Origin of the sequence: Kitasatospora sp. NPDC005751 (genome assembly GCF_040630835.1) — a bacterium.
Taxonomy (GTDB): domain Bacteria; phylum Actinomycetota; class Actinomycetes; order Streptomycetales; family Streptomycetaceae; genus Kitasatospora.
The window spans coordinates 35,664-59,758 of record NZ_JBEXYC010000017.1 but is presented as its reverse complement, the minus strand read 5'-3'; the positions used below and the strand labels follow the sequence as shown (position 1 = coordinate 59,758).

The window sequence follows — 24,095 nt, the reverse complement described above, 5'->3', positions numbered from 1 at the left end:
CCGGCCCACCCGCCGTACCCGCTCGCCCGAACAGCCCCCCACAGACCCCGCCACCCCGCACCCCCCGTACGACCCGAGGAGTACCGCGATGACGTCGCACTCGCCCGACCGACCACGGGAGCTCGTCCTGGTCGGCCACGGCATGGTTGGCCAGCGCTTCCTGGAGGCCTGGACCGAGCAGCCCGGCGCCGATCGCTGGCGGGTCACCGTCCTCGCCGAGGAGCCGCGCCCGGCCTACGACCGCGTCCACCTCAGCTCGCTGTTCGACGGCCGGACGCCCGAGGACCTCGCGCTCTGCCCGCCCGGCTTCCTCGCCGAGCACGGCATCGACCTGCGCCTCGGCGACCCGGTCACCGCCATCGACCGCGCCGCCCGTACGGTCACCACCCGGGCCGGCCGGCAGGTGCGCTACGACGCCCTGGTGCTGGCCACCGGGTCCGCGCCCTTCGTGCCGCCCGTCCCCGGCCGGGACGCGGCCGGCTGCCACGTCTACCGGACCATCGAGGACCTGGACGCGATCCGGGCCGACGCCGAGCGGGCGACGATCGGCGTGGTGGTCGGCGGCGGCCTGCTCGGTCTGGAGGCCGCCGGCGCGCTGCGAGCGACGGGCCTGTCCACCCACGTGGTCGAGTTCGCGCCCCGGCTGATGGCCGTCCAGGTGGACGACGGTGGCGGGGCCCTGCTCCGCCGCAAGATCGAGGACCTCGGCGTGACCGTGCACACCAGTGCCGCCGCCGACGCCGTGGCGACCGGGCCGGAGGGCCGGGTGCGGGCGCTGAGCCTCTCCGACGGCCGCGAACTCGCCGCCGACCTGGTGGTGTTCTCCGCCGGCATCCGCCCGCGCGACCAGCTGGCCCGCGACTGCGGCCTGCCGGTCGGCGCTCGCGGCGGCATCGTGGTCGACGAGCGCTGCCGCACCGCCGACCCGGCCGTGCTGGCCATCGGCGAGTGCGCCCAGGCTGCCGACGGCCGGGTCTACGGTCTGGTCGCCCCCGGGTACCAGATGGCCGAGACCGCCGCCCGCGAACTGGCCGACCGCCCCGGCGACGGCTTCGTGGGCGCGGACACCTCCACCAAGCTCAAGCTGCTCGGCGTGGACGTGGCCAGCTTCGGCGACCCGCACGGCGCCGCCGAGGGCGCCGTCGACGTGCTCTACAGCGACAGCCGGCTCGGCGTCTACCGCAAGCTGGTGATCGGCGCCGACGGCGCGCTGCTGGGCGGCGTCCTGGTCGGCGACACCGACTCCTACGGCACCCTGCGCCCGCTCGCGGTGGCCGGCCGGCCGCTGACCGTCCCGCCCGAGCAGCTGGTGCTGCCCGCCGGGCTCTCCACCGCCGGACCGGTCGCGCTGCCCGACGAGGCGGTGCTCTGCTCCTGCCACAACGTCACCCAGGGGGCGGTCCGCACCGCCGTCCGTGAGCAGGGCTGCGACAGCGTCGCCGCGGTCAAGAAGTGCACCCGGGCCGGCACCGGCTGCGGCAGCTGCGTCAAGCAGCTCGCCACCGTGGTCGGCGAGGAGCTGGCGGCGGCCGGGTTCGCCCCGCAGACCGGCCTGTGCGAGCACTTCGCGCAGACCCGCGCGGAGCTGTACGAGATCGTCCGGGTCACCGGCATCACCGGCTTCTCCGACCTGCTCGACCGGTACGGGCAGGGCGAGGGCTGCGAGGTCTGCAAGCCGACCGTCGCCTCGATCCTGGCCAGCCTCGGCGGCGGCCACATCCTGGACGGCGAGCAGGCCGCGCTGCAGGACTCCAACGACCACTTCCTCGCCAACCTGCAGCGCAACGGCTCCTACTCGGTGGTGCCGCGGGTGCCCGGCGGTGAGATCACCCCCGAGGGCCTGATCACGATCGGTGAGATCGCCCGCGACTACGGCCTCTACACCAAGATCACCGGCGGCCAGCGGATCGACCTCTTCGGTGCCAGCGTGGACCAACTCCCGGGCATCTGGGCCAGGTTGGTGGACGCCGGCTTCGAGTCCGGCCACGCCTACGGCAAGGCGCTGCGCACCGTGAAGTCCTGTGTCGGCGAGACTTGGTGCCGCTATGGCGTCCAGGACTCCGTCGCCCTCGCGATCGAGCTCGAACTGCGCTACCGGGGCCTGCGCTCCCCGCACAAGCTCAAGTCGGCGGTCTCGGGCTGCGCCCGCGAGTGCGCCGAGGCGCAGAGCAAGGACTTCGGCGTGATCGCCACCTCGGCCGGCTGGAACCTCTACGTCGGCGGCAACGGCGGCATGACGCCCCGTCATGCCGACCTGCTGGCAGCCGATCTGGACCGCGAGACGCTGATCCGCACCATCGACCGCTACCTGATGTTCTACATCCGCACCGCCGACCGCCTGGAGCGCACCTCGGTCTGGCTGGACCGCCTGGAGGGCGGTCTGGACCACCTGCGCGCGGTGGTCATCGACGACTCGCTCGGCATCGCCGCCGAGCTGGACGAGCTGATGGCCCGTCACATCGGCTGCTACCAGGACGAATGGGCGGCCACCCTGGCCGACCCCGACCGGCTCCGGCGCTTCTCCTCCTTCGTCAACGCCCCCGGTACCCCGGACCCGGCCGTCACCTTCGTCCCCGAACGCGGCCAGATCCGCCCCGCCCGCCCCGGCGAGGACGGGCGCGTCCTCACCACCCCCGCTCCGGTCCTGGTGGCCGGGCCCCGACTGGAGGTGCTCACCCCGTGACCGTGGAAATCCACGACGGCACCCGCTGGCGTACCGTCTGCACCCTCGACGACCTGCAACCCGGGCGAGGAGTGGCGGTGCTGCTCGACGGCGAGCAGGTGGCCGTCTTCCGGGACCGCTCCGGCGGCCTGCACGCCCTCGACAACCGGGACCCGTTCAGCGGCGCGCACGTCCTCTCGCGCGGCCTGCTCGGCAGCCGCGGCGAGCGGCCCACCCTGGCGTCCCCGATGTACAAGCAGGTCTTCGACCTGACCGACGGCCGCTGCCTCGACGAGGAGACCGCCCCCGACGGCACCCCCGCCGTCCTCAGGCTCTGGCCGGTCCGCAGCGCGGTGGAGCCGGCGCCCGCCGCGGCCCGCCCCGCCGTGCCCGCCCGCGCCACCGCGCAGGCCCCCGCATGAGCGCCGTCGTCGAGACCGGACGCCCCGGCAGCAGACCCGCCCCGACCGTGCTCGCCGGCTGGGACCCGGAGGACACCGCGTTCTGGGACCGGACCGGAGCCCGGATCGCCCGGCGCAACCTGGTCTTCTCGGTGCTCTCCGAACACATCGGCTTCTCGGTCTGGAGCCTCTGGTCGGTGCTCGTGCTCTTCCTCGGCCCCGAGTACCACATCGACACGGCCGGCAAGTTCACCCTGACCGCCCTGCCCACCGCGCTCGGCGCGACGCTGCGCCTGCCGTACACCTTCGCGGTGGCCCGGTTCGGCGGCCGCAACTGGACGGTGATCAGCGCACTGCTGCTGCTCGTCCCCACCGCGCTGGCGGCGCTGGTGCTGACCCCGGGCGTGCACTACGGCACACTGCTCGCGGTGGCCTGCGTCGCCGGGGTCGGCGGCGGCAACTTCGCCTCCTCGATGGCCAACATCAACGCCTTCTACCCGCACCGCCTCAAGGGCTGGGCGCTCGGCATCAACGCCGGCGGCGGCAACCTCGGCGTCCCGGCGGTACAGCTGCTCGGCCTGCTGGTGCTCGCCACCGCCGGCGCGGCGCACCCCCGGCTGCTGCCGCTGCTCTACCTGCCGCTGATCGTGCTGGCCGCGGCCGGGGCCTGGTGGCGGATGGACAACCTCGCCGTCCCGCCGCGGGGCGAGGGCCGGGCGCTGCGCGAGGTCGCCCGCGACCCGTACGGCTGGGCGGTCTCCACCCTGTACATCGGCACCTTCGGCTCGTTCATCGGCTTCGGCTTCGCCTTCGGGCAGGTCCTGCAGGTGCAGTTCCACGACCGCTTCGACACGCCGGTCAAGGCTGCCGCGCTGACCTTCCTCGGGCCGCTGCTCGGCTCGCTGCTGCGGCCGGTCGGCGGGCGGCTGGCCGACCGCTGGGGCGGTCCGCGGGTCACCCTGGCCACCTTCATGGGGATGGGCGCCGGCACGGCCGTCGTGCTGGCCGCCTCCCGGGCCGGTTCGCTGCCGCTGTTCCTCGCCGGCTTCGTCGCGCTGTTCGTGCTGAGCGGCATCGGCAACGGCTCGACCTACAAGATGATCCCGGCGCACTACCAGGACCGGGCCCGGGCGGAGGTCGCGGCCGGCGCCGATCCGGCCGGGGCTGAGGCCGACTCGCGCCGCCGGTCGTCCGCGCTGATCGGACTGGCCGGAGCGGTGGGGGCGTTCGGCGGGGTGCTGGTCAACCTGGCCTTCCGGCAGTCCTTCCTCAGCACCCACAACGGCGACGCCGCGTACCTCGGCTTCCTCGCGGCCTACCTGTTCTGCTCGGCGCTGACCTGGGCGGTCTGGCTGCGGCCCCGCGCGTCACGCTGACCGCGGTCGCGCGGACCGGCCCCGGGGTGTCGCCCACCCCGGGGCCGGTCCGGTGCCCGGGCCCGGGCGGACGCGATTGCTAGGGTCGTCGCATGGCATCGAGCAGCGCGACGACCCCCGGCCGGCTGCGACGCGACGCCCAGCGCAACCGCGACCTGCTGCTGGCCGCCGCCCGCGAGCTGTTCTCCCGGCAGGGCCTGGACGTCCCGCTGGACCAGATCGCCAAGGAGGCCGGCGTCGGCAACGCGACGCTGTACCGGCACTTCCCGACCCGCGAGGCACTGATCGCCGAGGTCTTCGCCGACGCCGCCGCACTGCTCGACGGCGCGGCCCGGGAGGCACTGGCCGCCGAGGACGCCTGGAGCGCGATCGAGCGCTACTTCGAGCGGATCTTCGAGCTGGTCGCCGCCGACCGGGGCATCAACGACCTGGTCACCCAGGCCATCCCCACCACCCCCGCGATGATCGCGATCAGCCGGCAGAACGCGGTGACGGTCGGCACCCTGGTCGCCCGGGCGCAGCAGCAGGGCACCATGCGCCCCGACGTCGCCACCATGGACCTGCTCTTCATGCTCGGCCCGCTCTGCCGGGCCCTGCCCGCCACCACCGAGCTGCGCCCCGACCTCTGGCGCCGCTACCTCGCCCTCCTGCTCGACGGCTTCCGCACCCGGGCCGCCCACCCGCTCCCCGTCCCGCCGATCGGCGAGGAGCACCTGGACAAGATGTTCGCCGACCTCTGGGAGGCGGACGGCCCCGGCGCCTGACCCGACCGTGCACCCCGCTGCCGTCGGGGGGAGCGCCGTCAGGACCGCGTACGGATCGGCCCGCCGCGCGTCAGGGCTCCGTCAACGGACGGCCGCTCCGGCCGCGGCCCGGCTTTGCTGAGTCCGACAGCGGGACAGCGAGACAGCGCGGCAGGACAGGCCGGAAGGACGGGCAGGGCCATGGCGGACAACGGCGCCGGAATCCACGGAGACGAGCCGACGGACGAGTCGACGGACGAGCTGACGGGCGAGTCGACGGTCGGGCCGGGTGGCGGACCGGACGGGCGCGGCCGCCTCGTGGTCGGGGTCAGCGGGTCACTCGGCAGCCTGGCCGCCCTGCACCACGCGGTCGCCGAGGCCCGCCGCACCGACGCCGAGGTCCTCGCGGTGCTCTGCTGGACGCCGGCCGGCGGCGAGTTCGGCTACCGCCGGTCCCCCTGCCCGCCGCTGCTCAGTGCCTGCCGCGACGCGGCCGTCGCCCGGTTGCGGCAGGCCCTGGACGAGGCCTTCGGCGGTGGCCCGGCGGGCGTCCGGCTGCGCTGCCAGGCCGTGCGCGGGGAGACCGGCCGGGCCCTGGTCCGCTCCGCCGACCGCCCCGGGGACCAGCTCGTCCTCGGCGCCGGCGGCCGCGGGGCGCTCGCCCGCGCCCTGCGCCCGTCCGTGACGGCCTACTGCGTGCGGCACGCCGCCTGCCCCGTCCTGGCGGTACCCAAGCCACCGCTCCAGTGCGACCTCGAAGCCCTCGAACGCCACCACCACGTCCGCGCGCTGCCCCTCCCCGTCGGCAGCTGACCGGGGCCCGCTTCCCTCGGTCAGCGGGCCGGGTCGGCCGCCCGGGCCGGTGCGCCGACGGCCGCCGCCTCGGCCAGGACCCGGGCGGTCGCGCGGCCGGCGCGCACGGCGTGGTCCGCCCGGGCGGGGCGGCAGCGCTCCACGGCCGGGTCGTACTCGGTCAGCACCACGCCGGCGTGGTCGGAGTCCAGCTCCAGCAGCCGTACCGGCGAGCGCCGCTCGGTCAGCGCGGCGTGCAGCTCCCGGCTCAGCGCCGTGGGCACCAGGTCGTCGGCGGTGCCGTGCACCAGCCAGACCGGGACGGGGGAGGGCCGCTCGGCGAGGAGCGGCAGCGGGGCCTCGCCCGTGGTCACGGCCGGGCGGCCGTAGGCGGAGGCGATCCCGACGGCCGCCGTCGGGCGGACCTCCTCGGGGGTGTCCGGGTGGGTGGCCAGCGCGACGGCCTCGCGCCCGCCCAGCGACCAGCCGGCGAGTACGAACCGGGCCGGATCGCCGCCGAACGAGGCCGCCTCCCGGCGGGCGTACTCGAACGACGCGAGCAGCCGCGCACGGCCGCCGTCCTCCTGGTCCGAGCGCCAGTCGGGGACGAGCACCAGCAGCCCCAGCCCCGCCGCCTCCTGAGCCAGCGGCCGCAGCACGTCCCGCTCGTCCGAGCCCCGCCCGTGCCAGAGCAGGACGACGGCCGCCGGACCTTCGGCACCCACCGGGCGGTGGACGTCCATCAGGTGGCCGGGGGTGTACTCGACGACCTCGGGCGGGGTGGGGCGCTGACCGGTCATCCGGGATTCTCCTCGGGTTCGGGACGGGGTCTCCGAGCTGGTACTGTACTTCCTGTCGCGAGGGAGATGATCTCTCGTCAGGCGTCAGTGGTGCTACCGGAGCACGTCCTACTTTCAGTAGGGAGAGTCCGTTCAACCCGGGCCTGGCGCTCCACATCGGACGAGGTCCGGTGCCTTTCCAGGCACCGGACCTCTTCTGTTTTCCCGGATTCGGCCGATGCCCGGGCCGTTTCGGAGCACGGCCCCTGACCTGCTAGTCTTCTTCCTGTCGCGAGGGAGATGATTCCTCGTCAGGCGTCAGTGGTGCTACCGGAGCACGTCCTACTTTCAGTAGGGAGAGTCCGTTCAACCCGGGCCTGGCGCTCCAATCCGAATGAGGTCCGGTGCCTGGAAAGGCACCGGACCTCATTCGTTCTCCGGGTACCGACGGTCCCGTCGCCGGGGCCGGCCCGCCGGATTCGCGCCGGCCGGAAATGCGGTCGGCCGGACGGAATACGGCCGGCCGGCCGGAGCGCGGTCAGCCGGGCTGGCGGTCGGAGCCGAGTTCGCGCGAGATCCGCAGGCCGACCTGGGCGACCACCGGGCCGAGCGAGCGGACCCGCGCGGCGGTCATCCGCGAGGTGAGGCCGGAGACGGACAGCGCGGCGGTCACCTCGCCGGTGTGGTCGAAGATCGGGGCGGCGACGCAGCGGACCTCGGGCTCGTTCTCCCGGTCGTCGATCGAGTAGCCGCGGGCGCGGATCCGGGCGAGGTCGGCCCGCAGGTGCGTCTCGTCGGAGATGGTCCAGGCGGTGACCGGGCGCAGCCCGGCGGCGACCACCTCGGTGACGGCCTCGTCGGGCAGCCAGGCGAGGATCGCCTTTCCGGTCGCGGTGCAGTACGCGGGCGCCCGGCTGCCGACCCGGGAGGCCATCCGGACGTTGGTCTCGTCCTCGACCTTGTCGAGGTACACGATGCCGGGGGCCTGCCAGACCGTCAGGTGCACGGTCTCGCCGGCCTCGCGCTGCAGCCGCCGCAGGTGCTCGGCGGCGACGCTGCGCAGGTCGAGAGTGGACAGGTAGGCCTGGCCGAGGCGGAGCGAGCCGTGGCCGAGGCGGAACCAGCCGGTCTCCCGGTCGCGGTCGAGCAGGTGCTCGTCCAGCAGCGGGCCGGCCAGCCGCAGCACGGTGCTCTTGTTGAGGCCCAGCGCCTCGGCGAGCTGGGCGAGCGGTACGCCCCGCCCGTTGCCGTGGTCGCGTACGTGGCCGAGGACGGCCAGCGCGCGGCGCAGCGAGGACGACTGGTTGCGCTCGGAACCCGCCGCCTTCTTCGCGGCCGCCTTCGCCGGCTCCGCGCCGTCCTTCGCCGGCTCCCCGGAGTCGCTCCCGTCGACCGCGCCGGCCGCCGGCGCGGGCTCCGGCGCGGGTCTCGGTCCGGGCTCCGATCCGGTCTGTGGCCGGGCCTGCGACCCGGTCCCCGTCTCCGTCATCGGTCCGTTCCCCTCTCGTTCCACCGCCGGACTGCGGCGGTGGTCAGACGGTACCTCCTCGCGCCGGGTTAGCCGATTCTTCGATACAGCGTTGTGCACTGCAAAACTTCCCGAACGGCCTCTTGTTGCCCCCGAGCGCCCCCGCCTAACGTCCGTGGCATCGAGCAGGCGCCGCGGCCCACCCGACCGGTCGCTCTGCCGTACCCCCACATCAAGGCGTTCACGCACCCACCATCGGCCCCGGTCAGGGCCTGCTTCGACGTGCCCGTCCCCAGCGGCGCACGTCTCGGCGGCAGCTGTCGGGAGGGGAGGTCTCCACCCATGCGACTCATCAGACGGACCGCCGCGGCCACCGTCCTCGCCGCCAGCTGCCTCGCGGCTGCCGCCTGTTCGCCCGGTACCGCGCTGCCGGCCGGCGACCGGGCCGGCGACGACCGGACGGGCACCCTGCAGGTCTGGCTGTACAACGAGGCCGGCAACGCGGCGAAGGAGGCGGTGATCAGCAAGGCGATCACCGAGTTCCAGGCCTCGCACCAGGGCGTCACCGTCGACATCAGCTACATCGACACCGATGCCTCGGCCCGCGCCGCCAAGATGAAGGGCGCGTTCAACGACCCGAACAGCGCCCCGGACCTGGTCGAGTTCGGCAACACCGACCTCCCCGGCTACGTCGCCGCCGGCGGCCTCGCCGAGATCGGCGCCGACCTCGACAAGTGGAAGGACAAGGGCGACCTCGACCCGGCGATCGCCAAGACCGCCGTGCTGGACGGCAAGACCTACGGCCTGCCGTGGTGGGTCGGCGTCCGTGCGCTGTACTACCGCACCGACCTCTTCGCCGAGGCCGGGCTGAGCGCGCCGAAGTCGTACCAGGAGCTGGTGGCCGCCAACCAGAAGATCCACGCCGCGCACCCGGACACCTTCGGCATCGCGGTCGGCGGCAAGTACACCTTCGGTGCGCTGCCGTTCGTCTGGGACGCCGGTGGCGACATCGCCACCAAGGACGGCGCCGCGTTCAAGGCCGGGATCAACTCGCCCGCCGCGCAGGCCGGGATCAAGCGCTACACGGACCTCTTCGGGGCCGACGGCTGTCCGGCCCAGCAGTGCGCCGACCTCACCGGCGGCAAGACCGTCGACCTCTTCGCGGCCGGCAAGTCCGCGATGGCGATCCTGCCCAACTCCAGTCGCAGCAAGGTCGACGCCGGCCCGGTCAACGGCAAGTACGGCGTCGTCCCGCTGCCCGGCGAGAAGTCCGGGTCGATCGCCCCGGCGTTCGGCGGCGGCAACAACCTCGGGGTGATGAAGGCGGCCAAGCACCGCACCCTCGCGGTCGAGTTCGCCGAGCTACTGGCGAGCCCCGGCTACCAGGAGCAGATGTACGACGCGATGGGGAACCTGCCGACCCTCAAGTCCGTCAACGACAAGGTCGCGGCGAAGGACGCCTTCCTGAAGCCGTTCACCGACACCATCGCGGCCGGCACCAAGTTCGTTCCGCTGGACCAGGCGTGGGCGCAGATCGACGCGCAGGCCGTCATCCCGACGATGCTCCAGCAGATCGTCACCGGAAAGTCGGACGTGGCCAAGGCCTCGGGCGACGCCGCCACGCAGATCACCTCGGCCTTCGCGGCCGGTCACTGATCGCACGCCCGAGAGAGCAGGCCCCGAGAGAGGTCCCGTACGTGTCCGCACCCACCACGACTGCCCCGGCGGCGTCGACTTCCCCGAGCGGGCGTCGTCGGGGCACCGGCCCGGCCGCGCCCCCGCGCGGCCGGCGCCGCCCACCGCTGCTGCTCCTCCTGCCGGCCGCGATCATCATGATCCCGCTGGTGGCCTACCCGATCTACCAGCTCGGACTGCTGTCGGTGCTGGACTTCGGGCAGGCCCAGGCGTCCGGGGGAGTGCCCACCAGCTTCGTCGGCCTCGGCAACTACGAGAAGATCCTGAGCGACACCCAGTTCTGGTCGGTGCTCACCCAGACGATCGGCTTCGCCGCGTTCTGCGTGATCGCCACCCTGGCCGTCGGCGCCACCCTCGCGGTGCTGCTGACCAGGGTCGGCCGGGTGGCCCGGCTGGTGCTGACCACCGCCGCGATGGCGGCCTGGGCGGCACCGGCGATGACCGGATCGACGGTGTGGAGCTTCCTGTTCGACACCAACCTCGGTCTGGTCAACAAGACCCTGGTCGACCTCGGACTGAGCGGCTTCCACGAGTACAACTGGTTCTACGACAAGTGGTCGGCGTTCCTCATCGTCGGTGCCGTGGTGGTCTGGCACTCCTTCCCGTTCGTGATGGTGACGCTCTACGCGGGCATCCGGGCGATCCCCGAGGAGATCCTGGAGGCCGCCGCCCTGGACGGCGCCGGCACCTGGACCACCTTCCGCCGGATCACCGCCCCGATGCTCCGGCCGATCCTGACCGTCGTGGTGATCCAGTCGGTCATCTGGGACTTCAAGGTCTTCACCCAGATCTACGTGATGACCGAGGGCGGCGGCATCGCCGGGCAGAACCTCGTGCTCAACGTGTACGCGTACCAGAAGGCGTTCGCCTCCTCCCAGTACGGGCTCGGCGCGGCGATCGGCGTGATCATGCTGCTGATCCTGGTGATCCCGACGGTCCTCTACATCCGCACCCTGCGACGGACGGGGAATGAACTGTGAACGCCCGTAGCCGCTGGCGGCTCGCCGCCAACACCACCGCGATCCTGGTGGCCGTCGTCACCGCCTTCCCGATCTTCTGGATGGTGCTGTCGGCCTTCAAGCCCAAGGGCGAGGTGCAGTCGCTGGATCCCAGGCCGTGGACCGCCCACCCCACGCTGGAGAGCTTCCGGCAGGTGCTGAGCGTCGACGGGTTCGGCCGCTACTTCCTCAACAGCCTGGTCATCGCGCTCTCGGTGGTGGTGCTGTCGGCACTGGTGGTCTTCCTGGCGGCGGTGGCGGTGACCCGCTTCCGCTTCCGGTTCCGCACCACGATCATGGTGATGTTCCTGATCGCCCAGATGATCCCGGTCGAGGCGCTGACCATTCCGCTGTTCTTCATGTTCCGCGACGCCGGCCGGGTCGCGCCGGGCATCGGCCTCAACACCCTGGCCTCGCTGATCCTGGTGCAGCTGGCGTTCTCACTGCCGTTCGGCATCTGGATGATGCGCGGTTTCGTCGCCGCCGTCCCGGTCTCCATCGAGGAGGCCGCCCAGATCGACGGTGCCAGCCGGACCCGCATCCTGTGGCGGATCCTGCTGCCGCTGGTGGCCCCCGGCCTGGCGGCGACCAGCGTGTTCTCCTTCATCGCGGCGTGGAACGACTTCGTCTTCGCCAAGACCTTCATCATCAGCGCCACCGAGAACCAGACGCTCCCCTCGGCGCTGCTGGTGTTCTTCAAGCCCGACGAGAACGACTGGGGCGGCATCATGGCGGCGTCCACCCTGATGACCGTGCCGGTACTGATCTTCTTCATCGCGGTGCAGCGCAAGCTGGTCTCCGGGCTGGCGGGCGCCGTGAAGGACTGACCCGCGAGGAAGGGGCCGAGGCGGGTGACAGCGGCCCGGTCACGGGAGTGGGGTCCCAGGCCGGGCACGTGCCGACGGGCGACCCGCCCGGACCGCGGGGGCGGTGGGCCCGGCCCACCGCCCCCGCGGTGCGGAGCGGGCAGGAGCTCAGATCGTCGTCCGGTCGGTCGGGTCCTGGTCCTGGTCCGGATTCGGTCCCGGGGCCGGTACCTGGTCCTGCTCCGGTCCCGGGTCGGCCGGTTCGCCCGGAGGGACGGAGATCAGGGTGAACACTGCCCCGCCGTCGTCCCGCACCACCGCGAGCCGCCCGTACGGGGTCGGCTCGGGTCCGTCCAGCACGCTCCCGCCGAGCCGGACCGCCCGCTCCACCGTCCGGTCGGTGTCCGCCGCCCCGAAGTACACCGCCCAGAAGGCCGGTGGGCCGTCCGGGTCGATGCCCGGGTCCCCGCCGATCCCGCCGACCGGCTGCCCGCCGACCCGGAAGACCGTGTGGTCGGCCGCGGCGGCGTCGTACTCGTAGTCGAAGACCCGGCCGTAGAAGTCCCGGGCGGTGTCCGGCGCCGGGGAGAGCTGATCGTTCCAGGCGACCGTGCCGGGTTCGTTCACCAGGCCGGCCCCCGGGTTGAGCGACCCCTGCCAGAGCCCGAAGACCGCGCCGAGCGGGTCCACCGCGAGCACCCCGCGCGCCTGGTCGGGCACGTCGAACGGCTCGAAGACGACCAGTCCGCCCGCCTCCTGGACCAGTCCGGCCGTCCGGTCGGCGTCGTCCACCGCGAGGTAGGTCGTCCAGGCCGGCCGTCCCTGCCCGTCGACCTCCCGGCGCGACCTGATCCCGGCCACCTGCACCCCGCGCACCGTCGCCACCAGGTACTCGTCACCGGCCGGGCCGGTCGGCACGTACTCCCAGCCGAACAGCCGGCCGTAGAACCGTCGTGCCCGCTCGACGTCCGGCGCGGCCAGTTCGGCCCAGCACGGGACGCCCTCGTGGTACCTGCCGGCCTTCGGCATGCCGTCCTCCAAGCCCTGGCGGACCCCTCGGCCAGCCTCCGCGACCCCCGGCCCCCCGGCAACCGGGACGCCCGGCCCGCTCCCGGCCGTGGCTGCTCAGGCCACCCCGCGCGGCCGGAACTGGACGCTGATCCGCGGCCCCACCGGCCGGGCGGTCTTGGCGATCGCGTGCTCCCACGTCCGCTGGCACGACCCGCCCATGACCAGCAGGTCCCCGTGCCCGACAGGGTGCCGGACGACGGGCCCGCCGCCCCCGCGCGGGCGCAGCAGCAGCGTCCGGGGCTCGCCCACCGAGACGATCGCGACCATGGTGTCCTCGCGGTCCCCGCGCCCGATCCGGTCACCGTGCCAGGCCACGCTGTCGCGCCCGTCCCGGTAGTAGCAGAGCCCCAGGGTCCGGAACGGCTCGCCCAGTTCCTCCGCGTAGTGCGCGCTCAGCGCCGCCCGGGCCTCGCCCAGCAGCGGGTGCGGCGGCGCGTCGCGCTCCCCGTAGGACGCGAGCAGCCGTGGCACCTCCACCACCCGCTCGTACATCTCCCGCCGCTCGGCCCGCCACGGCACCTCGGCCGCCAGCTGTTCGAACAGCCCGGTCGCCCCGTGCACCCACCCGGGCAGCAGGTCCACCCAGGCGCCGGCGCCCAGGACCTCCCGCCGTACCCCCGTGAGGGGCCCCAGCGCGGCCCCGCCCCCGTCGGCGTCGTCGAACAGCGAGGGCTGGAGGTGCAGGGTGCTCGGCATGGATCCAGCCTACGCCGTTATCGAACATATGCTCGAACAATTGTTCCGGGTGCGGGCTCCTGCCGCGGGGGCCTCAGCTCGCCGCCTGCTTCACGAGGGCGGCGGTCCGCGCTTCGACCTCAGCCGTCGCGGAGGTGAGCGCGAAGGCGTTCGCCCACATGGCGCCGTCGTCGAGCTCCGCCTGGTCGCGGCCAGTGGGTGAGCGGGGGCGCCGGGGAAATCGCCGCGCGGGTGGTGGAGAAGAGCCTCCTCGGAGGGCTCGACGCGCTCGCCGGCTGTTCGATGTCTGACATGCGACGGCCGAATAGCGGTGATATGACTCGTTTGTCCGCCGCCCATCTCCGGGCGGCGCGGTTCACCGCGTGGCCACCGACGGTCGGTCGGCCGGCGGGAGGAGGACACCGTGGACGACTACCCGTTGCTCAACCTGTTCTGGACGATGCTGGAGCTCTTCCTCTTCATCCTCTGGTTCTTCCTGCTGTTCAAGATCATCTCGGATATCTTCCGCAGTCATGACATGGGCGGTTGGGGCAAGGCCGGCTGGCTGATCTTCGTGATCCTGCTGCCCTTCCTCGGCGTCTTCGTCTACCTGATCGCGCGCGGCAAATCGATGGGCGAGCGCGACCTGGAGCAGGCGAAGCAGGCCGACGCCGCCTTCAAGGCGTACGTCAAGGAGGCGGCCGCCGGTGAGGGCGGCGGTACCGGTACCGCTGGCGGGGCGGGCAGCCATGTCGACGAACTGGCCAAGCTCGCCGGCCTCAGGAGCAGCGGGGCGATCTCCGAGGAGGAGTTCCGGAAGGCGAAGGAGATCCTGCTCTCCTGACGCCGGGCCGCACCGGCGGGTCGTGGGCATCGCGCCGCGGCCCGCCGGTGCCGTCCGTCGACGGGCGGTGTGCCGTGTGGGCCTTGTGCCGTGCGTGCCGTGGGTGCGGACGCGCCGCCGCCCCGGTCCCGGGCGGGCGGTGCCCGGGACCGGGACCGGGGTCCGGGGTCCGGGGCCGGTTCAGGCCTTGGTCCGCCGACGGGCGAGGAAGTACCCGATGACCAGCCCGACGGCCAGCGTCACGGTGAGGACCGCCCACAGCGGCAGGGTGACGGTGGCGATCCAGAGGGTGATGGAGACCGATCCGGTATTGGCTGCGATGAACCAGATGGCCAGCACCGCGAGGACGGCGACCGCGATCGTACGCATCCGCACCTCGCGGCCCTTGACCGTGACGGTCGGCGGAGCGTGCGGCGGAGGAGTGTTCTGCGCCATGTCCCCAGTATGGTGCGACCCGCCGACCGGGGCCCGTTCGGAGCAATCCGGCCGCCGGCTCTCCGCCCGCCGACCGCCCGGCCTCCCCGTGTCGCGCCGGGCGCCCGGTGCTGCCCCGGTCGTCGTCGCTCGTTGTCACGGGCGCGGTCGAGTGGTGCCGGGGTTCCGCCGGGTCCGTCTCCCGTTGCCGCCCACTCGATTTCTGACCAGGCGTGATGTCCTGCTAATGTTCTTCCCGTCGAGAGGAAATGATCTCTCGGTCAGGCGTCAGAGGTGCTACTGGAGCACGTCCTACTTTCAGTAGGAAGAGTCCGTTCGACCCGGGCCTGGCGCTCCATTCCAAGGCGGCCGCTCCCCATCGGGGGCGGCCGCCTTGTTCGTTCCCTCGGACTGCCGGACTGCCGGACTGCCGGACTGCCGGACTGCCGGACTGCCCCGGGAGTCGGCGTCGGCCGGACGGGGCGCCCGCTTCCCGGTTGCCGCCGCTTCGTCGCCCAGGGTGGCGGCTGCGTCCGGCCGAACGAGTCGATCTCCTGGGCCCGCGCGCGGTCGGCCACGTGATCATCCCGATCGCCCGCTGCCCCGCCGCGGTGGCCGGACGGACCTCGGTGGGGCGAGCGTGGCGTGATGCGGCCCTACCGCACATCCCGTCCGAAACCCTCCGTCGTGGCCGACAACCGGCCAAGGTCGCGCCCCTGGTCGCCTCCCGGGCTGGTCGGCAGCCGGTCGCCCGGCCAGCGGCTTCGCCGTGAGCGGTGATCTGACGATGCGTCACAGGATGGCTGAAAGTGGCCTGCTGCGGTGTGAATATGCCATTGGAATGTTCGTCATATGGAATCCGGCAGTAGCCTTCCGTGTCGAAGCCGCCACTGGTCGTGGTGGACCGGCCGGTGCCGACCGAGCGCTCCCGGCCGTACCGAACCCTCCGAAGGAGCCCGAGTGCCGGGTATCGACGAATGCCTCTCCGGGGCGATGGCGATCGCCGGTGCCCGGGCTGCCAGTCTGATCGACTGGAGCAGCGGGCTCGCCCTCGGCAGCATCGGGATCAGCCCCAGCGGGGACCACGACACCTCGGCCGCCGAAGCAACCGACCTGGTACGGGCGGCTGTTGAGAGCCAGACCTTCACCGGGGCGGAGGACCGGCAAGCGCCGTTGCAGGACATCATCGTCACTGCGGGCCGCAGTTACCACCTGTTGTGCTTCATTGACACCGTCTTCGACAGCCGGCTCGTCCTGCATCTCTGGCTCGACCGGACCGAGGGCAACCTGGCTGCGGCGCGCTACCGCCTCCAGGGCCTCGCCGAGGAACTGGTGCTCGGATGACGAACACGATCGTGAATCCGGCCACCCCTTCGGCCTCGGTCGGTCCTGCGAACTGCGCGGATGCCCGTCCGGCCCCCGCCGTCGTGTTTCGGCCGTCCGGGCGGAAGCCTGTCGCCCACCGGCGGTCGGCATGAGCGGCCTCGTCCTGCCCCCGGTGGGCGTCCTCACCCCGGGGCGGCTCGGGCGGAACCCGGGTGAGGCGGTCACCAGGCTCGCCGAGGGCCGGTTGACCGGTGTTCTGCGCGGGCCCGCGGGGGCTCTCTACTTCGCCGACGGACTGGTGGTGCACGCCGAGTCCGACCACAGCCCCGATCTGGCCGCCCTGCTGACCGGGTGCGGCCGGATCACCCCGGAGGCGTGGCGGGACACCGTCCGGAGCTTCGGCCCCCAGTGCCGGGTCGGCGAGGCGCTGGTGGAACAACGCAGCCTCAGCCGGGGCGAGTTGGAGATCTGCCATCTCGGCGCGCTGTACGACGCCGCGTTCTTCGTCCTGGACTGCGCCGGCGCCGCGTCATGGAACGCCGCCGCCTGGGCCTCCGGTGCGGCGGAGGCGGCCGGATCGGTCGGGGCGGCCGCACCGACCCGGCCGGGCGGGCTCGCTGGACCGTCGACGGCGGGGTGCTGGTCCTTCGAATCCGGCGTGCGGCACTGGCTCGGGCCGGTCTCGGCGGTGAGCGCCTTCCGGCTCTGCCGGGAGGTCGACCGCCGCCGTCGGTTGCTCGAACGGATCTGGCCGTGGCCCCAAGTCGACACCGCGCCGGTCCGCCCGGTGGCCTGCGAAGCGATCGGGGCCGGTCGTGCTGTCGGCGCTGCCGGGGCTGTCGCCGCTCGGCAGTCCGACGGGTTCCGTGCGGCGCACGAGGCTCACGAGGGGCACGTTGTCGGTGAGGTTCATGACGCCCACGAGGCCTGTGCGGCATGGGAGTTCGGGGAGCGGCGACCAGTTGTCGAGGGTGGCCGGGCCGATCGGGAGGTGTGGGCGGCGGCGTCCACCCGGGTGGCGCGCCGCCGGCCGAGCCGGCATCAGCGTGAGTTGCTCGACCACGTGGACGGCCGAAGAACCCCGGCGGAGCTGGCCCGGCTGCTCGGGCGCTCGGCCTTCGCGACCACGGCGGACATCCGCCGGCTCGCCGCCGCCGGGCTGCTCGCCACCCCCGGAGGTGCTGTCCCTGGCGCCGGTGCCCCTGGAAGACCCGCCCCGGGAGGCGGTACCCCGGGACGCGCCGCGCCTCGGCACGCCGCCCAGGCACCGGTGGCGCCCGGTATCGCTGCGCACGTCTCCGCCGGGCACGCGCCTGCTGAGGGCCTGCCGGCCGCCGCGACCGCGCCGGCCGGGCGGTCCGCCGCCGGTCACCCGCCGGTCGGCCGTACCGGTGGGCTGCACCGCCGCGTCCCCGGGGCCGCGCTGGCCGGGCTCGTCCCGGCGGGGGCCACCCGCTCCGCCGCCCTTCCACCGACCCCGGCAGCGACCCACCCGCTGACCGTTCCAGACCCGGACATCGCGCTGCTGACCCGGGTCCGAGACCTTCTGGAGGCCCGACTTTGAACCTCTCTCCGCCCGCGACTCCGTCCTCACGGCCATGAGGCGGGCGCTCAAGCAGCGTGTCGGAAGGAGACAACTGATCGCCTTGGAGACCGAGCTGCTGGCCGAACTCCGCGCCCTCAAGCATCGGGTACCGCATCTCGCGGGCGGGCTGGTGGCCAGCGTGGACGGCCTGCTGGTCGCCCACGACACCCACGGGACCGAACCCTCGGGCCTGGCGGCGATGACGGCGGCCTCCCTCGGCCTGGCGCAGCGGCTCGCCGACACGACCGGGCAGGGCGACTTCCGGGAGTCGCTGGTCCGCGGCGAGCACGGCTACGTCGCCACCTACGCGGCCGGCGGAAGCTGTGTGCTGACCCTTCTGGCACACCCGGACGTGAACGTGGGCCGGCTGCACCTGGAGGCCAGGCGCTCCGCCGGGCGCATCGCCGAGCTCCTCGCCGACTCCCTCGCGCCCAAGGACGTGCGGGAGTCCAAGGAGGTGGGCTGACCGCCCGCCGCCCGAAGCACCACCCGCCGACCCGGCGACCTGTCGGCGGCAGACCGGTCGATGGACGGATCTGTCGACGGGCAGACCTGTCGACGTGTCGACTTCCGACCTTCCCCACCTATCGACGTCCCACCGATCCCCAACCCACGAACGAACCGGAGAAACCGACATGACGGACGCAGCAGGCGCGCTCAAGCAGACCATGACCGTGATCGAAGGCGCCCTCGGTGCCGCACTGGTGGACTACAACAGCGGCATGGCACTCGCCACCCTCGACGGCCCCGGCGGGCTGGACCTCAACGTGGCCGCCGCCGGCAACACCGACGTGGTCCGGGCCAAGATGCGCACGATGGACATGCTGGGCCTGCAGGACGGCATCGAGGACATCCTCATCACCCTCAGCAGCCAGTACCACCTGATCCGGCCGCTCACCGGCCGCAGCGGCAAGGGCCTCTTCCTCTACCTCGCGCTGGACAAGAGCCGGGCCAACCTGGCGATGGCCCGCCACCAGCTGACGAAGATCGAGGCCGACATGGAGGTCTGACCCCCTCCGGTGCCCGGAACGGTCCGGCCCTCGGCGGGGTCCGGCCGACCCGTCCGTGGCTCGGACCCTGCGTCGCGCGGCGCAGGGTCCGGCCCGGCCGCCGGTCCGGCCACCGGTCGCGGGTGCGGCCCGGCTCAGCCGCCCGGGCCGCCCGTCCAGGTCACCTCGCCACCCGCCAGCCCGGAGCAGACGACCCCCTCAGGGGTGAGCACCGTCCAGGGCGCGACCACGGCGTGCGGCGGCACCGACAGGACGGTGTCGCCGTCGAAGACCAGCTCCAGCCCACCGGCCGGGGTCACCCGGGCGGTTCCCACCGTCCGGCCGACCAGGGCGAGCAGCCGGACGGTCGGGCGGACGGCCGGCGCGGGGTAGAAGCGCTCCACCCCGGACGGCACGGCGAAGCGGAACTCGTGTGTCACCCGGACGGTCACCGGCCCGTCCAGGTCGATGTCGAGTCGCCCGCCGCCGCGGACCGACTCCACCCGACGGCCGGCCAGGACGTCCGCGATCCCGTTCTCCATGCCTCCAGTGTGGACCGGGGCCACCGGTCGGGCCGCCCGGTCAGCGCGCCGGTCGGCCCTCGACCAGCTCGGCCGGTCCGCCGGAGCCGCCGCGGGCGGCGAGCGCGGCGGCCGTCCGCGACCAGGACGGGGCGGACAGCAGCGCGCGTGCCTCGGCCGGGTCGCAGAGCCGCCATTCGACCAGTTCGTCCTCGGGCAGCGTGATCGAGGCGAGGCGCTCGTCCGACGCGGTCCCGCCGTCGAACAGGTAGACGAGTACGGCGGTGTCCCGGTCGTGAGCCGGCTCCGCGCCCCGGCCGGGCAGCCAGTCGAGGGCCAGCAGCCAGCCCGGCTCGTACTCCCAGCCGAGCTCCTCGCGGATCTCCCGCCGGGCCGCCGCCCGGGGCAGCTCCCGGTCGGCCTCGATCCCGCCGCCGGGCAGCGTCCAGTACGGCTCCTCGCCGCCGCCAGGCCACGGCCGCAGGCGTACCAGCAGGACCCGCCCGGCCGTGTCGGTGAAGACGGCCCGGGCCTTCGCCCGGATCCGCGGCCGGCCGGCGATGTAGCCGGCCCGGTCCATCGGGGGAGCCGACGGCTCGACAGCCGTCCCGGTGGTGTCCCCGGTGAGCGCCAGACCCGCCAACCGGGTGTACTCCGGCGGTGGTTCGACCGTCAGATGCTCCAGGGTGTGCCCGGCCGGGTGGCTGTCCTCCAGCTCCAGCGGACCGGCCGAGCGCGGCGCCCGCAGGCAGGCGGTGACCCGCCGGGAGAGGCGGGGCGGCAGCGCGTGGGCGGCCTGTTCGGCGGTCAGCCAGGTCCACCCGCCGACCTCGGCGGTGTCCGGAGCGAACGCGGCCGACTGCTCGGGGGTGAGCGGTTCGGCCCAGTAGAGGTGTGCGGCGATCGGCGGGCGGAAATCGTCGAGCGTCCAGTCGATGCAGGCCAGTGGGCCGAGCACGGGCGTGAACCCGAGCTCCTCGCGGACCTCCCGGACGGCCGTCGCGCGGGGCGACACGTCCTCCGGATCCCAGCCCCCGCCGGGGACGGCCACCGGGTGCTTCCGGTCGTACGGCAGCCGCACCACGAGTACCCGGCCGTCGGCGGACGGGAAGAGCACCCCTGCGGCTGCCATCAACTCACGTCCGGAGTAGACGCTCTGTCGGTCCGTCACCGCTCCGACTCCCTCCCTCGATCCGGGCAGGTCGATCCGCCCGCTGCCCACCACGACACCCCACCCGCTCCGAACGGTTCCCCGCCGGTTACCGCGGCGAACCGGCGGTACCGGCGGTACCGGCGGTAGCGGTCCGTCCGGCGGTGAGGGGCGATCACTTCGGCGGGCCGCCGTGCGGTGCGGCCGGCGCGAGCGCATCGACCGGTCCGCGTGGGTCCGCGTCGACCGGCGCGAGCGCGCCGAGCGCGGCCGCCGCCGCCCGGGCCATCCGCTCGTCGTGGCGGCCGGTGGCACCGCGCAGGCGTGCCCAGCCTTCGACGGCGGCCAGCGCGAGCAGGCCGGGGAGCAGGTCCGTGCTGCGTTCGGCGACCCAGCTGGTGCCGCGGGTGGCCATCCACCAGAGGTCGGCGACGGCGCCCGGGGGCGGGTCGACGGGACCGCCGGTGGGGGCCGGACCGAGCGGCCGGCCGGCGGCCGCGAGCAACTCGTGGAAGCCCCGGGCGATCAGCCGGTGCCCTTCGGCGCTGGGGTGGAGCCGGTCCACGCTCAGCAAGCCGCGCCGCGCCGTCCAGGGCAGGCCGGCGACGTGCAGGTGGAGGGCGTGGTGGCGCGCGGAGAGGGCGTGCACCACGGTGTTCACCGCGTCCATCCGGCGGGCCAGTGGCCGGGCCAGCGGCCGCGGCAGTCGCAGCAGCGTGCCCGGGTCGGGCAGGCACGCGGTGAGCACCAGGGCGCCGCCGCGGGAGAGTTCGCGGAGCGTGGTGTCCAGCTCCCGGGCGGTGCGGCCGATGTCGAACTCCGACCGCAGGGTGTCGTTGCCCCCGACCACCACGGCGGCCAGCCGGGGGCGCAGCACCAGCGCGGCGGGCAGCTGCTCGGTCGTCAGGTCGGTGGTGAGAGCCCCGCTCCGCGCGAGGTTGGTGAACTCGACGCCGACCCCCGGCGGAGCCAGTGAGCCGGAGAGCAGCGCCGCCCAGCCCCGCCAGCCGCCGGTGACCGGGTCACCGACGCCCTCCGTGAGGGAGTCGCCGAGGGCCACGAACCGCACCGGCTCGACGGCGCTCCCGGCACCCGCGTTCCGCTCCCCGCGCACGCTGCCCGGGGCCACCGCCGTCAGGGGCAGGGGCTCGTGGGTCACCGCCTCCGGGTGCGCCGTGCCCGGGAGCGTCTCGCCGCCCTCGCCCCCCACGACGGCCGTGCTCATCGTGCCTCCTCCGTCCCGGGGGCCGGGGAGACCGCCCGGTCCTGCACCCGCTCCTGGGCCTCCTGGTCCTGCCCCCGGTCCGGCGTCCCGAGCGGCGCCGGCACCACGGCCGCCGCACGGTGCGCGGCGAGGAAGGCCGCCACGGCGGCGGGCCAGCCGTACTGTTCGGCCCGGGCGCGGGCGGCGGCGCGGCGCTCCTCCTCGGGGCGTGCGAGCAGCTCACGCGCCGCCCCCGCGAATCCCGCGCCGGTGTCGTCGGCCGCGACACCGGCCGGGCCCACCAGGGCGGGCAGCGCCGAGGACCGGCTGACCGCGACCGGGGTGCCGCACGCCAGCGCCTCCAGCGCGGCCAGCCCGAAGGTCTCGACCGGTCCGGGGGCGAGCACCACGTCGGCACAGCCGAGCAGCCGGGCCAGTGCGCCCCGCCCGGCCACGTGCCCGAGGAAGTGCACCGGCAGCCGGAGCCGCCCGGCCCGGGTGGCCAGCCGCGACCGGAGCGGTCCGGTGCCGGCCACCACCAGGACGGCCGGCAGCCCGCCAGAGGACAGCTCGGCGAGGGCGTCGACGGCGCGTTCGGGGTGCTTCTCCGCCGAGAGGCGGGAGCAGAGCACCAGCAGCGCCTGCCCCGGGTCCGCGTAGCGCGCCCGCTCGTCCGCCCGCTCGGCGGCCGTGAGGGGGCGCATGGCGGTCAGGTCCACCCCCAGCGGTGCCTGAGCGAGGTTTCGTACGCCCAGGCGGCGGAACTCGGCGGCCGCCCAGTCGGTGGTGCAGACCACGGTGTCGTAGGACCGGGCGGTGCGGAGGTTGAGCCGGTCGGCGGCCGCGGTGGCGAGCGGGCCGGGCAGGCCCCAGGTGCGGAGCAGCCCGGCGGCGCTCTCGTGCGACACCATGACCGAGCGCAGGCCGTGGCGCCGGGCCCAGCCGCCGGTCCAGCGCAGCGTCGTGCGGTCGGAGACCTCCAGTCGGTCCGGCGCCAGACGGGTCAGCTCGTGGGCGAGCGCCCGCCGGTCGGTGAGCAGCCGGTAGCCGCCGCTGCCGGGCAGCACCGGTCCGGGCAGGGTGACCACCAGCCCCTGCCCGGTCTCCTCCTCCGTCCGCCGCTCGCCGGGGACGACCAGCACCGGTGTGTGGCCGGCGGCCCGGTAGCCCTCGCCGAGGTGGCGCAGGGCCGTGCGCAGTCCGCCCGAGACCGGGGTGACGAAGTTCGCCACCCGGACGATCCGGAGCGAGGCTCCGTGGTCGGTCATGCCGGGAGCTCCTCCGCCACCGGGGCGCCCTCGGCGGGGCACGCCGGGGCGGCCGTCGGGGTCGCGCCCTCGCGGCCCGGTCCGGTCGCACCCGTGACCTCGGCCACCGCGGTGCCGCGGTGCTCGGCCAGCACCTCCGCGTAGTGCCGCAGCAGGAGGTCCCCGACCGCCTCCCAGGTGCGGGCCGTCACGTCCGCCCGCCCGGCCCGCCCGTAGGCGGCCCGCAGTTCGGCGTCGCCGGCCAGCGTGGTGACCGCCCGGGCCACCGCCGCGCCGTCCCTCGGCGGCACCAGCAGGCCGGTCCGGCGGTGGCCGACCAGGTCCAGCGGCCCCCCGGCGGCCGGGCCGATCACCGGGACCCCGCTGGCCATCGCCTCCTGGATGGTCTGGCAGAAGGTCTCCAGCGGGCCGGTGTGCACGAACACGTCCAGGGTGGCGAAACAGCGCGCCAGCTCCTCCCCGGTCCGCCGGCCGAGGAAGACCGCGCCGGGCATCGCGGCCTTCAGCCCCGGCGCGGACGGTCCGTCGCCGATCACCACCACCCGCACCCCGGGCAGCGCCGAGGCGTTCGCCAGCAGGTCGACCCGCTTCTCGGGCGCGAGCCGCCCGACGTACCCGACCAGCACCTCCCCGCCGGGCGCGAGGGCCCGGTGCAGCGTCTCGTCACGGTGGCGCGGATGGAAGCGGACCGAGTCCACCCCGCGCGGCCAGAGCCGCACCCGCGGCACGCCGTGCGCGGTGAGGTCCTGTGCCGCCGGGGTGGAGGGCGCGAGGGTGCGGGCGGCGGCCCGGTGGACTGTCCGGATCCGGTGCCAGGCCGCGGCCTCGCCCAGCCCGCGGCCCGCGCGGTAGGCGTGCGCGTACCCGGCGAGGTCCGTCTGGTAGACGGCGACGGCGGGGACACCCAGCCGGGCGGCGGCCTGCATCCCGCGCGCGCCGAGCACGAACGGGCTGGCCAGGTGGACGATGTCGGGCCGGTGCCCGGCGACCGCGGCCGTCAGCTGCCGGCCGGGCAGCGCGATCCGGACCTGCGGGTAGCCCGGCAGCGGGACGGACGGAACGCGGACCACGGGCAGCTCGGCCGCCCCCGTCCCGCCGCCGAAGACGTGCGGCGGGCACTCGGCCCCCCGCGCGGGTGCCGGGGTGATGACGAGCGGCTGGTGGCCCCGGCGGACCAGATGCTCGGCCGTCCGCAGCACGCTGTGGGCGACTCCGTTGACCTCGGGCGGAAAGGATTCGGTGACGATGACGACGCGCATGCCATCGTTCTGTCCGCATCCGGCGTGCAGGCGGCCAAAGGGATCTGTCGAACAAACGAACGCGGGTCG

23 protein-coding genes are annotated in these 24,095 nt (G+C 74.3%); 13 read left to right on the top strand and 10 right to left on the bottom strand.

The genetic code is table 11. The annotated features are described in order from the left end of the window. Window positions 1-88 precede the first annotated feature (88 nt). The 5 genes from nirB (at window position 89) to ABZ497_RS18115 (ending at window position 5,995) form a co-directional block, all read left to right on the top strand. Complete coding sequence (gene nirB / locus ABZ497_RS18135) at window positions 89-2,683, top strand: nitrite reductase large subunit NirB (protein ID WP_359806262.1); 2,595 nt, start codon at window positions 89-91, stop codon at window positions 2,681-2,683. Next, a complete protein-coding gene (gene nirD, locus ABZ497_RS18130; RefSeq protein WP_329490935.1) occupies window positions 2,680-3,084 on the top strand; it encodes a nitrite reductase small subunit NirD in 405 nt (134 codons plus the stop codon). Before nirB ends, nirD begins: the two co-directional genes overlap by 4 nt. Next, on the top strand, window positions 3,081-4,439 hold the full coding sequence (locus ABZ497_RS18125; RefSeq protein ID WP_359806259.1) for a nitrate/nitrite transporter: 1,359 nt from the start codon (window positions 3,081-3,083) through the stop codon (window positions 4,437-4,439). Before nirD ends, ABZ497_RS18125 begins: the two co-directional genes overlap by 4 nt. Window positions 4,440-4,531: 92 nt before the next feature. Next, complete coding sequence (locus ABZ497_RS18120) at window positions 4,532-5,203, top strand: helix-turn-helix domain-containing protein (RefSeq protein WP_359806257.1); 672 nt, start codon at window positions 4,532-4,534, stop codon at window positions 5,201-5,203. Window positions 5,204-5,383: 180 nt separating this feature from the next. Further along, entirely contained in the window at window positions 5,384-5,995 is a 612-nt protein-coding gene (locus tag ABZ497_RS18115) for a universal stress protein (protein WP_359806254.1), read from the top strand. A gap of 20 nt (window positions 5,996-6,015) precedes the next feature. On the opposite strand, the gene ABZ497_RS18110 is transcribed toward ABZ497_RS18115, so the two are convergent. Together ABZ497_RS18110 and ABZ497_RS18105 are read right to left on the bottom strand one after the other, a co-directional pair. Further along, a complete protein-coding gene (locus ABZ497_RS18110; RefSeq protein WP_359806251.1) occupies window positions 6,016-6,774 on the bottom strand; it encodes an alpha/beta hydrolase in 759 nt (252 codons plus the stop codon). A 517-nt stretch (window positions 6,775-7,291) separates the two neighbouring features. Beyond that, entirely contained in the window at window positions 7,292-8,242 is a 951-nt protein-coding gene (locus ABZ497_RS18105) for an IclR family transcriptional regulator (protein WP_359806249.1), read from the bottom strand. Between the two features lie 321 nt (window positions 8,243-8,563). On the opposite strand from ABZ497_RS18105, the gene ABZ497_RS18100 reads away from it, so the two are divergent. From ABZ497_RS18100 to ABZ497_RS18090, 3 genes are read left to right on the top strand one after another with little or no spacing between them, the layout of a single operon-like run. Beyond that, on the top strand, window positions 8,564-9,877 hold the full coding sequence (locus tag ABZ497_RS18100) for an extracellular solute-binding protein (RefSeq protein WP_359806246.1): 1,314 nt from the start codon (window positions 8,564-8,566) through the stop codon (window positions 9,875-9,877). A 41-nt stretch (window positions 9,878-9,918) separates the two neighbouring features. After that, a complete protein-coding gene (locus ABZ497_RS18095) occupies window positions 9,919-10,896 on the top strand; it encodes a sugar ABC transporter permease (protein WP_359806244.1) in 978 nt (325 codons plus the stop codon). Then, window positions 10,893-11,741, top strand: a complete 849-nt coding sequence (locus tag ABZ497_RS18090; protein WP_359806242.1) for a carbohydrate ABC transporter permease — start codon at window positions 10,893-10,895, stop codon at window positions 11,739-11,741. Before ABZ497_RS18095 ends, ABZ497_RS18090 begins: the two co-directional genes overlap by 4 nt. Before the next feature lie 147 nt (window positions 11,742-11,888). Here the strand turns inward: ABZ497_RS18090 and ABZ497_RS18085 are convergent, their stop codons facing one another. Both ABZ497_RS18085 and ABZ497_RS18080 read right to left on the bottom strand, forming a co-directional pair. Further along, window positions 11,889-12,749 carry a VOC family protein gene (locus ABZ497_RS18085; protein ID WP_359806239.1) on the bottom strand — a complete coding sequence of 287 codons (861 nt, stop codon included), beginning with the start codon at window positions 12,747-12,749 and terminating at the stop codon, window positions 11,889-11,891. A 96-nt stretch (window positions 12,750-12,845) separates the two neighbouring features. Further along, window positions 12,846-13,487 (bottom strand): alpha-ketoglutarate-dependent dioxygenase AlkB, encoded by a 642-nt coding sequence (locus ABZ497_RS18080; protein ID WP_359806236.1) that lies wholly within the window; start codon window positions 13,485-13,487, stop codon window positions 12,846-12,848. A gap of 403 nt (window positions 13,488-13,890) precedes the next feature. Here ABZ497_RS18080 and ABZ497_RS18075 point away from each other — a divergent pair, with 403 nt between their 5' ends. After that, window positions 13,891-14,310: an SHOCT domain-containing protein gene (locus ABZ497_RS18075; protein ID WP_359806234.1), complete on the top strand. Its 420-nt coding sequence runs from the start codon at window positions 13,891-13,893 to the stop codon at window positions 14,308-14,310. Window positions 14,311-14,490: 180 nt separating this feature from the next. Here the strand turns inward: ABZ497_RS18075 and ABZ497_RS18070 are convergent, their stop codons facing one another. Beyond that, entirely contained in the window at window positions 14,491-14,745 is a 255-nt protein-coding gene (locus ABZ497_RS18070; protein WP_359806231.1) for a LapA family protein, read from the bottom strand. Between the two features lie 939 nt (window positions 14,746-15,684). Here ABZ497_RS18070 and ABZ497_RS18065 point away from each other — a divergent pair. The 4 genes from ABZ497_RS18065 to ABZ497_RS18050 all read left to right on the top strand — a co-directional run bounded on the left by ABZ497_RS18065 (window position 15,685) and on the right by ABZ497_RS18050 (window position 18,645). Then, window positions 15,685-16,068 (top strand): hypothetical protein, encoded by a 384-nt coding sequence (locus tag ABZ497_RS18065; protein ID WP_329490948.1) that lies wholly within the window; start codon window positions 15,685-15,687, stop codon window positions 16,066-16,068. Window positions 16,069-16,198: 130 nt separating this feature from the next. Continuing rightward, window positions 16,199-17,614: a hypothetical protein gene (locus ABZ497_RS18060; protein WP_359806228.1), complete on the top strand. Its 1,416-nt coding sequence runs from the start codon at window positions 16,199-16,201 to the stop codon at window positions 17,612-17,614. An 82-nt stretch (window positions 17,615-17,696) separates the two neighbouring features. Beyond that, window positions 17,697-18,101: a roadblock/LC7 domain-containing protein gene (locus ABZ497_RS18055; RefSeq protein WP_329490950.1), complete on the top strand. Its 405-nt coding sequence runs from the start codon at window positions 17,697-17,699 to the stop codon at window positions 18,099-18,101. A gap of 169 nt (window positions 18,102-18,270) precedes the next feature. Then, the gene (locus ABZ497_RS18050; protein WP_329490951.1) at window positions 18,271-18,645 is read left to right on the top strand and encodes a hypothetical protein; all 375 of its coding nucleotides are present in this window, start codon (window positions 18,271-18,273) and stop codon (window positions 18,643-18,645) included. A 134-nt stretch (window positions 18,646-18,779) separates the two neighbouring features. On the opposite strand, the gene ABZ497_RS18045 is transcribed toward ABZ497_RS18050, so the two are convergent. The 5 genes from ABZ497_RS18045 to ABZ497_RS18025 form a co-directional block, all read right to left on the bottom strand. Continuing rightward, on the bottom strand, window positions 18,780-19,166 hold the full coding sequence (locus tag ABZ497_RS18045) for a DUF6188 family protein (RefSeq protein WP_359806224.1): 387 nt from the start codon (window positions 19,164-19,166) through the stop codon (window positions 18,780-18,782). A gap of 40 nt (window positions 19,167-19,206) precedes the next feature. After that, window positions 19,207-20,316, bottom strand: a complete 1,110-nt coding sequence (locus ABZ497_RS18040) for an NUDIX hydrolase (RefSeq protein ID WP_359806219.1) — start codon at window positions 20,314-20,316, stop codon at window positions 19,207-19,209. A 154-nt stretch (window positions 20,317-20,470) separates the two neighbouring features. Then, a complete protein-coding gene (locus tag ABZ497_RS18035) occupies window positions 20,471-21,520 on the bottom strand; it encodes an SGNH/GDSL hydrolase family protein (protein WP_359806217.1) in 1,050 nt (349 codons plus the stop codon). Further along, window positions 21,517-22,767, bottom strand: a complete 1,251-nt coding sequence (locus tag ABZ497_RS18030) for a glycosyltransferase (protein ID WP_359806214.1) — start codon at window positions 22,765-22,767, stop codon at window positions 21,517-21,519. Before ABZ497_RS18030 ends, ABZ497_RS18035 begins: the two co-directional genes overlap by 4 nt. Beyond that, window positions 22,764-24,026, bottom strand: a complete 1,263-nt coding sequence (locus ABZ497_RS18025; protein WP_359806212.1) for a glycosyltransferase family 1 protein — start codon at window positions 24,024-24,026, stop codon at window positions 22,764-22,766. Before ABZ497_RS18025 ends, ABZ497_RS18030 begins: the two co-directional genes overlap by 4 nt. Between the last annotated feature and the right edge of the window lie 69 nt (window positions 24,027-24,095).

Excerpts from the sequence above, each read along its gene's own strand:
- ABZ497_RS18080 (WP_359806236.1), bottom strand. The coding sequence starts at position 13,487 with ATGCCGAGCACCCTGCACCTCCAGCCCTCGCTGTTCGACGACGCCGAC.
- ABZ497_RS18115 (WP_359806254.1), top strand. The coding sequence starts at position 5,384 with ATGGCGGACAACGGCGCCGGAATCCACGGAGACGAGCCGACGGACGAG.
- ABZ497_RS18085 (WP_359806239.1), bottom strand. The coding sequence starts at position 12,749 with ATGCCGAAGGCCGGCAGGTACCACGAGGGCGTCCCGTGCTGGGCCGAA.
- ABZ497_RS18110 (WP_359806251.1), bottom strand. The coding sequence starts at position 6,774 with ATGACCGGTCAGCGCCCCACCCCGCCCGAGGTCGTCGAGTACACCCCC.
- ABZ497_RS18100 (WP_359806246.1), top strand. The coding sequence starts at position 8,564 with ATGCGACTCATCAGACGGACCGCCGCGGCCACCGTCCTCGCCGCCAGC.
- ABZ497_RS18105 (WP_359806249.1), bottom strand. The coding sequence starts at position 8,242 with ATGACGGAGACGGGGACCGGGTCGCAGGCCCGGCCACAGACCGGATCG.
- ABZ497_RS18025 (WP_359806212.1), bottom strand. The coding sequence starts at position 24,026 with ATGCGCGTCGTCATCGTCACCGAATCCTTTCCGCCCGAGGTCAACGGA.
- ABZ497_RS18045 (WP_359806224.1), bottom strand. The coding sequence starts at position 19,166 with ATGGAGAACGGGATCGCGGACGTCCTGGCCGGCCGTCGGGTGGAGTCG.
- ABZ497_RS18030 (WP_359806214.1), bottom strand. The coding sequence starts at position 22,767 with ATGACCGACCACGGAGCCTCGCTCCGGATCGTCCGGGTGGCGAACTTC.
- ABZ497_RS18050 (WP_329490951.1), top strand. The coding sequence starts at position 18,271 with ATGACGGACGCAGCAGGCGCGCTCAAGCAGACCATGACCGTGATCGAA.
- nirB (WP_359806262.1), top strand. The coding sequence starts at position 89 with ATGACGTCGCACTCGCCCGACCGACCACGGGAGCTCGTCCTGGTCGGC.
- ABZ497_RS18070 (WP_359806231.1), bottom strand. The coding sequence starts at position 14,745 with ATGGCGCAGAACACTCCTCCGCCGCACGCTCCGCCGACCGTCACGGTC.
- ABZ497_RS18035 (WP_359806217.1), bottom strand. The coding sequence starts at position 21,520 with ATGAGCACGGCCGTCGTGGGGGGCGAGGGCGGCGAGACGCTCCCGGGC.
- ABZ497_RS18125 (WP_359806259.1), top strand. The coding sequence starts at position 3,081 with ATGAGCGCCGTCGTCGAGACCGGACGCCCCGGCAGCAGACCCGCCCCG.
- ABZ497_RS18060 (WP_359806228.1), top strand. The coding sequence starts at position 16,199 with ATGAGCGGCCTCGTCCTGCCCCCGGTGGGCGTCCTCACCCCGGGGCGG.
- ABZ497_RS18120 (WP_359806257.1), top strand. The coding sequence starts at position 4,532 with ATGGCATCGAGCAGCGCGACGACCCCCGGCCGGCTGCGACGCGACGCC.